The sequence below is a fragment of the Exiguobacterium sp. Helios genome (genome assembly GCF_014524545.1).
Classification (GTDB): Bacteria; Bacillota; Bacilli; order Exiguobacteriales; family Exiguobacteriaceae; genus Exiguobacterium_A.
This window is the reverse complement of sequence record NZ_CP053557.1, coordinates 1,593,435-1,606,031: the sequence shown is the minus strand read 5'-3', so window position 1 is coordinate 1,606,031 and position 12,597 is coordinate 1,593,435. Positions and strand designations below refer to the sequence as shown.

The window sequence follows — 12,597 nt, the reverse complement described above, 5'->3', positions numbered from 1 at the left end:
AACATCATAAGTATTATAGAAGAGAGAAGTCATCGTCTTCCTCTATGACTTCATCATTAATTTGCGTAACGACCATCTGGTCCGGCAAACTGGCGATCATGCCAGCAAGAGAAGCATACTGCGTATCCCGGCTGAGGATACAAAATCCTAACCCGTCATAATCAGTGGTGATGTAGGTCTTTGAAGCATTAAAATCAAATACAGCGATGGATCGTCTTCTTTTGACTCCCCATTCTAAGAACTCTCCCCATTCAAACGTTAAAGAATCTGAATGACTGATGCAGTAGAATACATTTTCAGATGCGAGCCAGTACGTTTTGTTTAATACAAGCCGCAAGTCAGCAATATTTTGGATTTTTGCCGTAATACAAGAATAATAGTTGTACCGTTTATACCCGTAAGATTTCAAGTTGCCGCCACAGTCGTCAACCGTATAGTCAATCTGATGTTGTTGAAAAAAGGTCGTAAAGTCTTCAGACAGTTCATACTCGTCGACAAAATGCACATACAACGGGAAGACCGCTTGATGTGTTAAGAATGCCATTAAAAATTCTCGACCTTCTTCGACGTGTCCTTCTCCGCTTAAACGATGCACAACAGGTAAACCTCCGTCAAACCGATGGGGATGCACTAAATCTTCTATGAACTTTGTGGTAACAGGTTCTTCTATAATCAGGACTTCTGTCATTTTATGCTCCTTACCGGAAAATAATGTTGTGCTACCTATAAAGAATAACGGAATATGTCTAAGTTTTCCATTTTTTCTAATATAAAGTCTATTGTTTGATATACTACATTATAGATTCACCTTGAAAGGATGAGCTTGATGTGGAAAGCACTATTATTCTTTTCTGTATGGATCGGCATTACCATTCCGATTCTTCTGTCTATCGTGTTCACGATCTTTAAACCGCTTGTTTTAGCAGATGATACCGGTATCAGTATGATTGTCATCGCAGCTATCGTTTCAGTATGTAATATTTATATCGCAACACGTATTTGGAATCGAATCGAAGAGAAAATGTACAAACGAAAGACTTTCATGTGAAAAACGCAGATCCTCCTGTTCACGGAAGAACAGAGCATCTGCGTTTTTTCGTTCGCACCTGAAAGCAGGCTATCTATATCAAATCTGGCAAGACAAAGAAATCCTCTTTACAATTATTGCACCGAATGAATAAGCTGTAACGGCAGCTTAATTAGGATATTTTTTTAGTTTCTCATATGTATTAACACTTAAAATTTTTCCAAAGATATTAATGATGAAGTGGTCAGCTCTTCGCTTTCTATAACGATTGCAGTCAATCCCGTATCTGTTTTGGTTTCATGCCATTCATCTTTATCCCAGAACACTGCTTCCCCACTATGAACTTTGATGTATTCATCCGTTTCACCTCTGACCCAGCCTTCTCCGCTTACAACTAAAAGAAGTTGAGGAACAACAGCTGGATGATAACCAATTAACCCATCCTCATCTAAATGCACACATCCTATATGTGCTACTTTGTCTGTCTGTGTAATACGTGACATCACAAAATCTGAGTCGAACTTTGTAATTTTCTTACCCACTTCTTTTTTAAATTGATAGATTTCCATATAATCCTCTCCTGACCAACCGCTTTGCGAAGATAAACCGCTACGTTTACAAGCTTTACAACTTTCAAGTATCATGTCGTTTCACGCACAATCAGCTCGAGTGGAATCGGCTGACAGATGGGAAGCTCTTTTCCCGCAGCCAATCGATCGAGCAGTTGGACTGCTTCTTTCCCGAGACGTTCAATCGGTTGAGCAACGGTCGTCATCCCCATCGCTTCAGCAATCGGATGATTGTCAAAACCGGTCACAGCAAGCATCTCCGGAATGTTAATCCCTCCTTGTTTCGCCTGATGAATGATGCCGGCAGCAACGTAATCATTCCCGACGATGATGGCAGTTGGTCTGTCCGTCAGTTTCAGCAAGCGTTTCATCACGTCCTGTCCATCCACAAAGGAATAGTTCTCCTCAAAATACCAGTCCGGCGAAACGGATATATCGTGTTCTTGAACGAACGCATCGAAGGTGTTGCGACGAATTAGTCCAACACCGCTCGCCGGATTTCCGAGACACAGTCCAAGAGAAGAATGTCCCCGTTCCACTAAATGAGATAACACTGCTAAGACTCCACTTTGATGATCAACAGCGACCTGCGCGAGACTTTCTTCCCGCTGTTCGCAGATTACGACCGGACCATCGCGTCGGACACGCTCGAGCACGTCAGGCGGACTGACCGACGAGCCGATGATCAGTCCGTCGATTTGTTTACGCCTCAGTTGTGTAAACGACAGCTGTTCCTGTTGCCTGTCATTAAACGTTTGATGGATCAGCATCGAAATGTTCTGTTCGGCACAGGCAATACCGATGCCCTCGATCAGTTGACTAAAAAACGGATGATTGATTTGCGGGACCATCACACCGATGACATTTGTTTTGCCACGCGATAAATGAACCGCGTTTTGGTTCGGCCGGTAATCCAGTTGCTCCATCGCCCGGAGAACCGCCGCACGCTTTTCCGCGACGACATACGGTTGATTGTTCAATACACGGGAAACCGTCGAGCGGGAAACGCCGGCGGTTTTTGCAATTTCAGTAATATTTGCCATCCTGTCCTCCTCCCAAATCGAACGGAATCGAACAAAACATTTCCAACGCCATGGCAACCCCGTCTTCATCATGATGTCCTGTCTTGTAAGTCGCCAGTCGTTTAACGATGTCTTCCGCATTCCCCATTGCAATACTTGTCCCGGCGACCCGAAACATCGGCAGGTCATTGTGATGATCGCCAATCGCTATCGTTGCTGTCAGTGAAATCCCCAACCGTTCAGCAAATTGTTGCAATGCCATGCCTTTATCTCTTCCGTTCGCCGTTACCTCGAGGTTAAATGGGCCGGAACTGGTAACGGTACAGTTTTGCGATGATAAGTCGTTTTGAATTTGTTTCAGTACGGTTGCGTTCGGACTGACGACCATATATTTCATGACTTTCGCGAAATCGACATTTAAGAAACCCGTTACTTCCCGGACACCGTATTGTTTCAATTGTGGTTGCACGGATTGAAGAAATGCGTCAGCTTGAAACGATGGATTAATCCTCTGTTCGTCATTGATTTGTTTCATCAGTCGATCCGTCGCATCAAACGTCAACAGAATTTCGTCTTCCAAGTAAATTTGAAGATAAACGTTCTTCTTCAGCAAGCAGTTCAAGATGGCTTCACTCTCATCAGAGGGGACATAAGTATTTTTCCGTATCGTTATCCCTTCGCATTCTGCCCGGATTTCTGCTCCGTTTGAACCGATAATTGGACAATCCAACCGGTGGAGCCGTAACAAATGCGCTGCATCAAACGCCGCTCGCCCTGTCGCGATCACGACGATATCTCCGTTCTCCTGACATCGCTTGACGGCTGTGACATTTCGTTCTGAAATCATATGAGTTGAGTGTAACAAGGTGCCGTCTAAATCAATGGCAAATAAGCGCATGGTGTTCCTCCTCACGGGATAATGTACTGTTCATCTTCAGTATAGATTCTGAAACGCATCCCAGAGCAACCCCCTATTACGGGTAATCGACCTCAATCCGTATTTTCCAAGAAAGTCGACATACATGGCTGAAGTTCCATTTCCTGATGATAATCATCCAGACACGCTAATAATTGCCCTGCTTCTTTCGGCAGCTTTCGTTGGAGTGCTGCAAAACCAATCCATATGATTTCGTCCGGTAAACCGTAATCCTCCGGATCGCTGATAAGATCCCAAAATGCATCCCAGTTCTCACCGTAATATGCCGGAAAGTCCAGTTTCTGTTTTAAGAGACGATGCAGTTCGCCTGCTGATTGAACCGTGGTGACGACTATTTCAATGCTCTTCATGAGCTCTCTCCTTCCGGCTACTTTCTTTACAGAGACAGAACTTGTGAACGTGTCTCGTGTCGCGTTGCCGCTTTATGATTGATACGTTGCAATGAACTCGAGCAAAATCGGATGTTCCGGCGGATTGATTTTGTCCGGTAAGTCGTCTAAACGGAAGAACCGTAAGTCCGCGACTTCTTTATCGTCCTGTACCAATGTCCCCTGATAGTCGCGGCAGATATAGGCCGAGATGACATTGTAGACCTCATCCCCGTGCGGATATTTATAGTAAAAGTCGTTGCCGGAGTAGACGTTGAATAACTCAAGCCGATTTGCCGTCAGTCCGGTTTCTTCAAACAGTTCACGGGCCGCTGCCTGCTCCAGCGTTTCACCCGGATCGAGTGCTCCGCCGGCAAGTCCCCAACAGTGATTATCGCGGCGCAGTTGTAATAACACTTCCTTTTGTTCATTCAGGACGATGACACAAGCGCCGGGTACGACGAGCGGACGTGTACCGACAAATTTTCGGAGTTCCATGATATAGTTCATTATTTTGTTCCTGCTTTCCATTTTATATCGTACATAACCTATCCAGAGACGGTGCTATAACAACCTTGAAGCTTCTGAACGAATGCCAACTTTCTCCTTCTATTTTACCATCATCTGGTTTTACAATAATCCAAATGTTAAAATGATGGAAATACATTTCGAACGTCGATATCACCATTTTTCAAGGACAGGAGTCGAAGGATATGATTGACCACGATACACAAATCAGAGTTCTCCTGTACGGCAATCCGTATCAGTTTGCCTGCGACACACTGAATGTCTCTGACATGCGGAATCATTCCTATTTGGATGTGTTTACCGTCACCGAAGCAGATGTCTTCGCTTATACCGAAAAACACGGTTTTCCAGATTCACCCTCAGGCGACCGGCTGGCGGACGGATTCTATTACTACCAGGAACAGGGTGTATGGCATACATTCTTCCGTGAACGGGGGAAAACGTTTGACGAGCAACAGTTTACAGATACGCGAACGGCAAAAACCTACATCATCTCGATGCTGTTGAAACTGACGATGACCGGACTCTATTAAATGTTTAGAAAGAAGGGATGACTTTGACGACACTTGCATTTCCTGTACTCACAACAAAAAGGCTGACCTTACGCGAAGTCACGCCGCTTGACGCTCCGAGTCTGCTGACGTATCTCGCTGACGAACAGGTCGTCACACAAATGGGACTCGATCCGTTCCAAACGGAAGCCGATGCGTTGGACGAAATCAACTGGTATCACTCCATCCGAACAGAACAGACCGGTCTCCGCTGGGGCATCACCGAACATGCAACTCCTGATATCATTGGCAGTTGCGGTTTCCTGAACCGTTCTTCCCGGCATCAGCGGGCGGAACTCGGCTTTGAACTGAGTCCTGGTCACTGGGGCAAAGGACTGGCACAAGAAGCCGTTCGGGCCGTACTTGCACATGGTTTTAATGAATGGGACTTAAACCGGATCGAAGCGCTTGTTCTGCCGGACAACACAGCCTCTCAACGGTTGCTCGAACGGCTTGGTTTCCAGCGGGAAGGACTGTTGCGTCAATACGAGAAGACACGCGGACAGTTCGATGATCTGTATATGTATTCCTTGTTGAAGACGGAATGGCAGGACGGCTCAGTCCATAATAAAAACACGTTCTTATAAGAGCGACGTGTTTTTGCGTTTATCCGCGCGGCGGGAACGGATCATTGCCGTATGAATCTTTATCGCGGATCTGACCTTCCTTATTATGAATGATCAGCTCGACCTGTTGCTTTTTCGCAATTTCCCGTCCGGCTGCGATAGCTTCTTTTTGTGTCGGAAATCGCTTCGTTGCTCTCGATGCCCCTTCCGCAATGACCTGATAGCCGCCATCCAGATGTGGTGTAACATGCTGATTCGCCATGCGTTCACTTCCTTTTTAAGTGGATCGTTTTAGTTTGTTTCTATATTCGATACCCTTAACCGGAAATCTTCATTCATCCGGAGACGCTCTTGAACCCATTAGGAAAGTACATAACAATCATCAAGGAAGGAGCACTTTATGAAACTAAAAGATTATTTCCGCACTCACTTTGACAATCCAGATATTTTGGAAGAATCTTTTGCGGAGCGTCCGCTGACACTCAGTCTCGACTTGCAAAAGGAACTTTATCAGATTCAATCGGATTCCGACGAACTGAATATGGCATATTTCGATAAGGTCTATCAAAAATCACTCACTTTGTTTGAAGATCTGTTTCATGAAAACGACCGTTTGTACCTCATTGTACGTGTCCGAAAAGAACTCCATTCTCCTCCGGCGAAAAGTACGGAGATCTTTGAGCGCTATCTCAAAAATAAAAAGAATCGATACGCGCTTGAGTTTGAAAAAAAGGATGTTCGCGATGAGGAAGAAATCATTTACCAATATGCCCGCTTATTGCCGAGCAGAAAGTCCCTTCGTTATAAAAAATTGCTTCAAGCAATCTGTAATCAGGACTTTCCTGAGTTGTATCCCCGCTTTAAATCAAGACAGACGTACTATCCCGTGATTTATTTTGTGAACCCGGACAAAGACATCATCCTGTATATTTTTGACGACCGGGGTTGTTTTATTCTACTCAATGAGGAAAACACATTTCAATATCTAAATGAAAAATATAGACTGGATCAATCAGAAGGCTTTCTAACTGAAGAACAATGACATTTCAATTCGGCTGTTTTGATTTCTCACTTTTCAGTGCATCATTATCTTGTCTCCCGCCTGCTCTTCGATGGTTCGCTGAATCATTTGTAAAGTCATTATGACGAATTGCTTTCCGTTGCGTCCATCTCATTTAAGAAATCAATCCGTTAGCCTTCGTATTTTTTTAAGACAATCGCCGCGTTATGACCGCCAAACCCAAAGGAATTGGATAATCCGAATATCATATCTGCGGTTCGGGCCACTCCTGGAACATAATCCAAATCACATACAGGATCTGCCGTTTCGAGATTGATTGTCGGCGGGATGACCCCCTCCTGTAAACTCTTCGCCAAGGCGATCGCTTCCGCTCCTCCTGCCGCTCCGAGCATATGGCCAAGCATAGACTTGTTTGCTGTAACGGGAATCGTGTAGGCATGTTCCTGAAACAGTTTTTTAATCGCCAGCGTTTCTGACTGGTCGCCCACCAAGGTACTGGTTGCATGCGCACTAATCACGTCAATTTGACCGGCTTCGATTCCAGCACTCTGCAATGCCTTTTTCATGGCCAGGTATGCGCCCTGACCTTCCGGGTGAGTGGCCACGATATGATACGCATCAGAACTCGCGCCATATCCTGCAATCTCAGCATAAATTTTTGCCTCTCTTGCTAAAGCATGTGTCAGTGATTCGACTATTAAGATGCTCGCCCCCTCGGCCATCACAAACCCGTCCCGTCCTGCATCAAACGGACGGCTGGCTTGAGTGGGGGCATCGTTTCGTGTAGATAAGGCAGTCGCGTTTCCGAAACTTGCTAAAGATAAATCCGTGATTGCGGCTTCCGTCCCTCCTGCAAACATGACATCCGCTTCTCCCATACGAATCAGCCGGAATGCTTCTCCGATTGCCGTATTTCCAATGGCACATGCCGATACAGGCGACATCGTCGGGCCCATAGTTTTCCATTTGATGCTGATATGAGCCGCAGCCGCATTTGACATGATGGACGGTACTAAACTCGGACTTACTCTTCTCGGTCCCCGCTTATCCAGGACATCCACGTTCTGAATCAGGGTCTCGATTCCGCCTATTCCTGAACCGACGTACACACCCGTCTTCTCTAGATCGATGGGAACGCCTTCTAATTCCGCATCTTCCCAGGCTTGGGTTGCTGCTGCGAGTGCAAACTGTGTGAACCGATCCAGTCGCTGTGCCTCTTTTTTCCCAATGACCTGTTCCGCATCAAAATCCCGGACGATCCCAGCAATCTTTGCTTTATGCTGCGATGTATCAAACGTATCAATCATTGAAATACCAGACTTTCCTCCAATTAAATGCTTCCAAAATGTATCGACATCATTTCCAATAGGAGAAATCACACCAACACCTGTAATAACCACTCGCTCCAAATTCCTCACTCCTCGTTATCGTATAAGGTAATCATATCCGTTTACTATCCTATTACAAGTGGCTGTTTATCCTAGTATAAATTATACTTGGATGGTGATTTCGATTGGAGGACAAGATATGAATGATAAAAACAGACTCGACGCCCTTTCGACGTTTTTAAAAACCAAAAGAGCTGAGCTTAAACCGGAATCCCTCGGCTTCCCGTCCGGCACAAGAAGACGCACCCCGGGGTTACGCCGGGAAGAAGTCGCACAATTAGCAGGCGTCAGCACGACATGGTATACCTGGCTCGAGCAAGGAAGAGACATCAAAGTCTCGAGAAGTGTACTGGATTGTGTAGCGCAGGCATTGTGTTTGAACAAGGATGAGCGGGAGTACCTGTACGATTTAACGATTGATGCGAACTCCGTCACTCCACCCTTAAAAAAAGATCCGTCCCCGATCAGTTCATCGCTCAAAAAAATTTTATCGGACCTGACTTATTGTCCGACGATTGTCACGGACCGCTATTGTCAGATTGTCGGTTGGAATACGGCAGCGGCCCACGTATTCGTAGATTTTGCAAACATCCCGGAATCTCAACGAAATTTAATCCGGCTTGTTTTTTCCCAAAAGGAATTTAAGGTGCTGGCTGTTAACTGGGAACATTTCGCAAAAGGTTTTCTGTCCATTTTCCGCACCTATTACGGTCAATATTCCGGAGACGAATGGTATACCGCCTTTATCGAGGAGATGAGTCGCACATATCCCGATTTCCTGGAACTATGGACTCAAAGCCAGGTCAGCAAAGCACCCGAAATCATGATTGAATTTCGGCATGCAAAAGCCGGAAAGATGCTGTTTGATCTGACCTCGCTACAAGTTCAGGGAGAGATTGATTTAAGATGCAGTATCTATACACCGATGGAGGGCACGACGACGGAACAAAAGTTAAAACGTTTAATCGCCAACACTTAACATACGTCTAGCTTTTGCTTTTTTCTTCTTACATTACAAAACGTGAACTCTTCCCGACGCTGTATTTAGCGTCGGGAAGAGTTCACGTCAGTTGGTTTCAAAGCATAGATCCTGTTTACATCCGTTTTCGGTTTCGCTCATAACCTATGACCCAGCCGTGTAACATCATTCCGATGATTCCCGATAATATCATGACGAGTCCGACGAGCGTTAAAATAATCTTCAAAAATGGCACCATTTCCGTATCCGATAAGAAACGCATGAAGACGATGCCCGCCACTGTCAGCATCAGTAAAGCAGGAAAATTCTTAATCATTTTGTTTCACTCCTTTAAAAGCCATCTTCACTCTGTCGGCTTTTCAGCTTCTAGTGCTGCTCGTTTTTGTGCTTCCTGTTTGAAGTCCTCATTCCACCAACCGCCAATCAGGAACGTACATCCCACAATCAATGCGATAACCGGGAAGTAAATCAAATGATATTCTTCGAGTGCCCCTCCATCAAACTTGGGTGACAGTTCGATATAAGCACTATACATTTGAACGATTAAGAATAAGAAAAAGCTGACAATCAATGACCATATTCCGTAACGGTAACTTGGATTCTTCCACATTTTTATTCCTCCTGGATTGAATTAGTTTAATTTGATTTCTTTATCGCCACCTGCGCTTTCACCTGTATCGTCACGGACGATATAGTCAATGTCAAACACACCCGCTGGAATGACACCGGCTTTGACTGTTTTCTTCAGCGTCACCGTGGTATGCGGTTGTACTTCTTTCGACAACCGTTTCGGCTCCACCTCTTCGTACGAATCATAGACGACTTTTTGAGAACCATGTTTGCGGACCTTAACGTTGAGCAGATGACCGGCCCGGGAGGCGACTTTTACCGGATAATCGCCGGTATTGGTCAGTTTGTATTCAAATACAAACCCGTCTTTGACACTTCCTGTATAACCCGTTTCGACCGACTGACTACTCGGTTTCATGTCGAGGGACATACACCCGGCTAAACTGAATAACAATGGGATAATCAGCAGTTTTTGCATTTCCATTTCTCCTTTCGATCATTCGTTACAAAAGAGTCTAAGAAATGAAGGTGCTCCTTGAATGTAATGCTTGGCTTATTCCCAGCCCGGTAACGGACGCGGTAATTGGTCCGCAAAGGCCCGGTAGCCGTCGTATCTGAATCCTTGTCGTTGTAGGTTTTCGTTTCGGACTAAAGGGTCTCCTGATTGATCTTCGTTCGTCTGTAACAAATGTTCTCTTTGGAACACTTGAATTGACGAAAAATGATATTGTTCATAAGACAAATGATCACGGAGGGATTGGATGACCTTCTCAAAACCCCGGCCTTCGTTATAACGCATCCCTAGTTTCTCCTGTTCAAACTTGCCCTCATAAATCGAAATCGTGAAATATGAATTGGTTTTCGAAATCGGGTATTCAATTTCGACGCGAACCGAATCGACAAACCGGATCGAGATTGGCGGCTTAACCTTCTCTTCCAGAGTCTCTTCGTCGATGAAATAATTATCCTTTTCAATACTGAAGTCCTTGAACTCCCAAAACACGTCTCCTTGGGCAATGATTGAATACTCAAGGAACGTTCCGAAATTTTGACCGATTGGATCGGCGTCCTCGGTCGATAATTCATGGAACACCCAATACATATATGGTGTATCCTCCGTTTTTGCAAACTCACGGTTAATCAACAGATAACCCTCATTGATTTCCCCAATCACCCAGTAATGATCGAAGTCCTCATGAATCAATTCATATTCGATTGCCTCATTCGTCGCTTCAATCACCCGCTCCAAGGAATGCAATACCAGCCCCAAACCATCATCAAGAATAAACAGATCCGCTCCGTCATGCAGTTCAAAGAACGTTTGGTATTCAATCGGTAATTTTTGATTGAATTCGGCTTCGAATGCCGCAAGCGATGCTGCCGTCACCGGTTCCGGGAGATTAAATTTCGCCTGACCGATTTCATTGTACTTCCGTTGAATGAACGTTGAACCATGACTGATTTTCTGCTGAAGCCCACCGAGTACTGCTGCGATTTGATTCATTGGATCCACCCTCTTATTTTTCTATGTATGAGCCACCTGGCCTCATCTTCCTTTAGTCTACCATTTTACCAATAATTTGGGTGAACTCAACTTCCTCTTTCTGTGGTATTCTTTTTCTAATCAAAAATGATCTTTAAACAGCATCTATGTCTATTAATCCGGAGGTGAACCATGCACAAACAGTCTTCGATGCTGCTGATTTTACTGGCAGCAATGCTTTGGGGAACAACCGGAACGTCGCAAGCCTTTGCGCCGGAAACGGCCCACCCAATTGCGATCGGCGCCGTTCGTTTGGCGGTCGGCGGCTTCTTTTTACTCAGTCTCGTCTTATTGACCGGCAAGCTGACCTTAAAAGATTGGCCGCTACCTACGATTTTCCTCGCTGCCCTCAGCATGGCCGCCTATCAGCCATTGTTCTTTTCCGCTGTCCTTATGACCGGAGTCGCCGTCGGAACCGTCGTCGCGATCGGCAGTGCGCCGATTTTTTCCGGAGTGATTGAATGGCTTGTCTTAAGAAATCGACCGGGTACCATTTGGTGGCTGTCGACATTGTTTTCGATTGCCGGTTGTTTACTGTTGGTCATGAATCAGGCATCCGTTTCAGTCGATCCGTTCGGGATCGTGCTCGCACTCGGTGCCGGAATGTCCTTTGCCGTCTACACGTTTGTCAGCCGGGACTTAGTGAAAACACACCCTCCGCTATCCGTCGTCGCGGTCGTCTTTACACTCAGCGCTCTCTTGTTATCACCACTCTTATTCCTGTTTGATCTGTCATGGGTCTTCAGTCTGCGCGGCGCCGGCATCAGTCTCCATCTTGGTGTTCTCGCAACAGGTGTTGCCTATCTGTTGTTCGCACGAGGTCTTGCGCACGTCTCGTCTTCGACAGCCGTCACACTCTCTCTTGGTGAACCGTTGACCGCTGCCTTGCTCGGCGTTTTGGTCCTCGGGGAAACGCTCAGCCTGTTATCGTGGGTCGGCATTTCGCTTTTATTTTTCGGCATCGGTCTGCTCGTCTGGTTGTCGCGTTCGACACGACAGCCGGACATCCTCGAACTCGCCAAGGAAAAACACTCTTAAGGAGGGCATCAGTCATGCATATCACATTCGAGAAACTGTTGTACCGGGAAGACTATCAGATTAAACTCGATCACATTGTCATGGACGAGGAAAACGGCAATCGGCTGGCACTCTATTTTCGCGGTCATACGGACGAAGTCATGGTGCTCATCGGCGACTATTCCTGCAATTATTTTGAACTGTTGTTTGAAGCAGATTGCGTCCTGCTCCGCTCGTCGGATTTGCATGAACTGGATGACGGGCTGGAATTCAGTACGGTTCCGCTCGCCTTGTATCAGGATTCGGCACTTCTGACTTTTGCGACGGCCTGGATGAGCTTGAAGCGGGATTCGTCGCGCGACTGGACGCACTATGCCATCCGGGCATTCGAGCAGGATTTTCATGTCCTGTCTCCGCGCCCGCCGGTCTTTACGGATCTTGGTCATAAGATGAGTGATTTTATCGTCAGACATTCTTTTAATCTGCCGAAAGAGAATTGACATAAAAAAGT

General features: G+C 45.8%; 19 protein-coding genes. 7 read left to right on the top strand and 12 right to left on the bottom strand.

The window, feature by feature from the left end; genetic code table 11:
* Positions 1 to 13: 13 nt before the first annotated feature.
* A complete protein-coding gene (locus HNY42_RS08225; RefSeq protein WP_188004181.1) occupies positions 14 to 595 on the bottom strand; it encodes a hypothetical protein in 582 nt (193 codons plus the stop codon).
* 231 nt (positions 596 to 826) lie between these two features.
* Between HNY42_RS08225 and HNY42_RS08220 the strand changes: the two genes are divergently transcribed.
* Positions 827 to 1,048 carry a hypothetical protein gene (locus HNY42_RS08220; protein WP_026828570.1) on the top strand — a complete coding sequence of 74 codons (222 nt, stop codon included), beginning with the start codon at positions 827 to 829 and terminating at the stop codon, positions 1,046 to 1,048.
* Positions 1,049 to 1,236: 188 nt separating this feature from the next.
* On the opposite strand, the gene HNY42_RS08215 is transcribed toward HNY42_RS08220, so the two are convergent.
* From HNY42_RS08215 to HNY42_RS08195, 5 genes are all read right to left on the bottom strand, one after another.
* The gene (locus HNY42_RS08215) at positions 1,237 to 1,596 is read right to left on the bottom strand and encodes a cupin domain-containing protein (RefSeq protein WP_188004180.1); all 360 of its coding nucleotides are present in this window, start codon (positions 1,594 to 1,596) and stop codon (positions 1,237 to 1,239) included.
* 71 nt (positions 1,597 to 1,667) lie between these two features.
* Positions 1,668 to 2,639: a LacI family DNA-binding transcriptional regulator gene (locus HNY42_RS08210; RefSeq protein ID WP_114596032.1), complete on the bottom strand. Its 972-nt coding sequence runs from the start codon at positions 2,637 to 2,639 to the stop codon at positions 1,668 to 1,670.
* Entirely contained in the window at positions 2,623 to 3,516 is an 894-nt protein-coding gene (locus HNY42_RS08205; protein ID WP_188004179.1) for an HAD family hydrolase, read from the bottom strand. The genes HNY42_RS08210 and HNY42_RS08205 overlap by 17 nt, the downstream gene beginning before the upstream one ends.
* Positions 3,517 to 3,608: 92 nt before the next feature.
* The gene (locus HNY42_RS08200) at positions 3,609 to 3,905 is read right to left on the bottom strand and encodes a barstar family protein (RefSeq protein ID WP_131972906.1); all 297 of its coding nucleotides are present in this window, start codon (positions 3,903 to 3,905) and stop codon (positions 3,609 to 3,611) included.
* A gap of 72 nt (positions 3,906 to 3,977) precedes the next feature.
* A complete protein-coding gene (locus HNY42_RS08195) occupies positions 3,978 to 4,433 on the bottom strand; it encodes an NUDIX hydrolase (protein ID WP_114596035.1) in 456 nt (151 codons plus the stop codon).
* A 203-nt stretch (positions 4,434 to 4,636) separates the two neighbouring features.
* Here HNY42_RS08195 and HNY42_RS08190 point away from each other — a divergent pair, with 203 nt between their 5' ends.
* Complete coding sequence (locus tag HNY42_RS08190; protein WP_131972908.1) at positions 4,637 to 4,984, top strand: hypothetical protein; 348 nt, start codon at positions 4,637 to 4,639, stop codon at positions 4,982 to 4,984.
* A gap of 17 nt (positions 4,985 to 5,001) precedes the next feature.
* Positions 5,002 to 5,589 carry a GNAT family N-acetyltransferase gene (locus HNY42_RS08185; protein ID WP_188004178.1) on the top strand — a complete coding sequence of 196 codons (588 nt, stop codon included), beginning with the start codon at positions 5,002 to 5,004 and terminating at the stop codon, positions 5,587 to 5,589.
* Positions 5,590 to 5,608: 19 nt separating this feature from the next.
* Here HNY42_RS08185 and HNY42_RS08180 read toward each other — a convergent pair whose 3' ends face one another.
* Positions 5,609 to 5,830, bottom strand: a complete 222-nt coding sequence (locus HNY42_RS08180) for a DUF2188 domain-containing protein (RefSeq protein WP_188004177.1) — start codon at positions 5,828 to 5,830, stop codon at positions 5,609 to 5,611.
* A gap of 138 nt (positions 5,831 to 5,968) precedes the next feature.
* Here HNY42_RS08180 and HNY42_RS08175 point away from each other — a divergent pair, with 138 nt between their 5' ends.
* Positions 5,969 to 6,610: a DUF3885 domain-containing protein gene (locus HNY42_RS08175; RefSeq protein ID WP_188004176.1), complete on the top strand. Its 642-nt coding sequence runs from the start codon at positions 5,969 to 5,971 to the stop codon at positions 6,608 to 6,610.
* Positions 6,611 to 6,759: 149 nt separating this feature from the next.
* Here HNY42_RS08175 and fabF read toward each other — a convergent pair whose 3' ends face one another.
* Complete coding sequence (fabF, locus tag HNY42_RS08170) at positions 6,760 to 7,998, bottom strand: beta-ketoacyl-ACP synthase II (RefSeq protein ID WP_188004175.1); 1,239 nt, start codon at positions 7,996 to 7,998, stop codon at positions 6,760 to 6,762.
* Between the two features lie 118 nt (positions 7,999 to 8,116).
* On the opposite strand from fabF, the gene HNY42_RS08165 reads away from it, so the two are divergent.
* A complete protein-coding gene (locus HNY42_RS08165; RefSeq protein WP_188004174.1) occupies positions 8,117 to 8,956 on the top strand; it encodes a helix-turn-helix transcriptional regulator in 840 nt (279 codons plus the stop codon).
* 115 nt (positions 8,957 to 9,071) lie between these two features.
* Here the strand turns inward: HNY42_RS08165 and HNY42_RS08160 are convergent, their stop codons facing one another.
* From HNY42_RS08160 to HNY42_RS08145, 4 genes are all read right to left on the bottom strand, one after another.
* On the bottom strand, positions 9,072 to 9,272 hold the full coding sequence (locus HNY42_RS08160; protein ID WP_188004173.1) for a hypothetical protein: 201 nt from the start codon (positions 9,270 to 9,272) through the stop codon (positions 9,072 to 9,074).
* Positions 9,273 to 9,299: 27 nt separating this feature from the next.
* Positions 9,300 to 9,566, bottom strand: coding sequence for a hypothetical protein (locus HNY42_RS08155; protein ID WP_188004172.1), 267 nt, complete (start codon positions 9,564 to 9,566; stop codon positions 9,300 to 9,302).
* A 21-nt stretch (positions 9,567 to 9,587) separates the two neighbouring features.
* Positions 9,588 to 10,004, bottom strand: a complete 417-nt coding sequence (locus tag HNY42_RS08150; protein WP_188004171.1) for a hypothetical protein — start codon at positions 10,002 to 10,004, stop codon at positions 9,588 to 9,590.
* 75 nt (positions 10,005 to 10,079) lie between these two features.
* Entirely contained in the window at positions 10,080 to 11,030 is a 951-nt protein-coding gene (locus HNY42_RS08145) for an SMI1/KNR4 family protein (RefSeq protein WP_188004170.1), read from the bottom strand.
* 171 nt (positions 11,031 to 11,201) lie between these two features.
* Between HNY42_RS08145 and HNY42_RS08140 the strand changes: the two genes are divergently transcribed.
* Entirely contained in the window at positions 11,202 to 12,107 is a 906-nt protein-coding gene (locus tag HNY42_RS08140) for an EamA family transporter (RefSeq protein ID WP_188004169.1), read from the top strand.
* 14 nt (positions 12,108 to 12,121) lie between these two features.
* The gene (locus HNY42_RS08135) at positions 12,122 to 12,586 is read left to right on the top strand and encodes a hypothetical protein (protein WP_188004168.1); all 465 of its coding nucleotides are present in this window, start codon (positions 12,122 to 12,124) and stop codon (positions 12,584 to 12,586) included.
* Positions 12,587 to 12,597 lie beyond the last annotated feature (11 nt).

Coding starts and splice junctions, on each gene's coding strand:
- HNY42_RS08220 (WP_026828570.1), top strand. CDS start 827: ATGTGGAAAGCACTATTATTCTTTTCTGTATGGATCGGCATTACCATT.
- HNY42_RS08215 (WP_188004180.1), bottom strand. CDS start 1,596: ATGGAAATCTATCAATTTAAAAAAGAAGTGGGTAAGAAAATTACAAAG.
- HNY42_RS08210 (WP_114596032.1), bottom strand. CDS start 2,639: ATGGCAAATATTACTGAAATTGCAAAAACCGCCGGCGTTTCCCGCTCG.
- HNY42_RS08205 (WP_188004179.1), bottom strand. CDS start 3,516: ATGCGCTTATTTGCCATTGATTTAGACGGCACCTTGTTACACTCAACT.
- HNY42_RS08200 (WP_131972906.1), bottom strand. CDS start 3,905: ATGAAGAGCATTGAAATAGTCGTCACCACGGTTCAATCAGCAGGCGAA.
- HNY42_RS08195 (WP_114596035.1), bottom strand. CDS start 4,433: ATGAACTATATCATGGAACTCCGAAAATTTGTCGGTACACGTCCGCTC.
- HNY42_RS08190 (WP_131972908.1), top strand. CDS start 4,637: ATGATTGACCACGATACACAAATCAGAGTTCTCCTGTACGGCAATCCG.
- HNY42_RS08185 (WP_188004178.1), top strand. CDS start 5,002: ATGACTTTGACGACACTTGCATTTCCTGTACTCACAACAAAAAGGCTG.
- HNY42_RS08180 (WP_188004177.1), bottom strand. CDS start 5,830: ATGGCGAATCAGCATGTTACACCACATCTGGATGGCGGCTATCAGGTC.
- HNY42_RS08175 (WP_188004176.1), top strand. CDS start 5,969: ATGAAACTAAAAGATTATTTCCGCACTCACTTTGACAATCCAGATATT.
- HNY42_RS08165 (WP_188004174.1), top strand. CDS start 8,117: ATGAATGATAAAAACAGACTCGACGCCCTTTCGACGTTTTTAAAAACC.
- HNY42_RS08160 (WP_188004173.1), bottom strand. CDS start 9,272: ATGATTAAGAATTTTCCTGCTTTACTGATGCTGACAGTGGCGGGCATC.
- HNY42_RS08155 (WP_188004172.1), bottom strand. CDS start 9,566: ATGTGGAAGAATCCAAGTTACCGTTACGGAATATGGTCATTGATTGTC.
- HNY42_RS08150 (WP_188004171.1), bottom strand. CDS start 10,004: ATGCAAAAACTGCTGATTATCCCATTGTTATTCAGTTTAGCCGGGTGT.
- HNY42_RS08145 (WP_188004170.1), bottom strand. CDS start 11,030: ATGAATCAAATCGCAGCAGTACTCGGTGGGCTTCAGCAGAAAATCAGT.
- HNY42_RS08140 (WP_188004169.1), top strand. CDS start 11,202: ATGCACAAACAGTCTTCGATGCTGCTGATTTTACTGGCAGCAATGCTT.
- HNY42_RS08135 (WP_188004168.1), top strand. CDS start 12,122: ATGCATATCACATTCGAGAAACTGTTGTACCGGGAAGACTATCAGATT.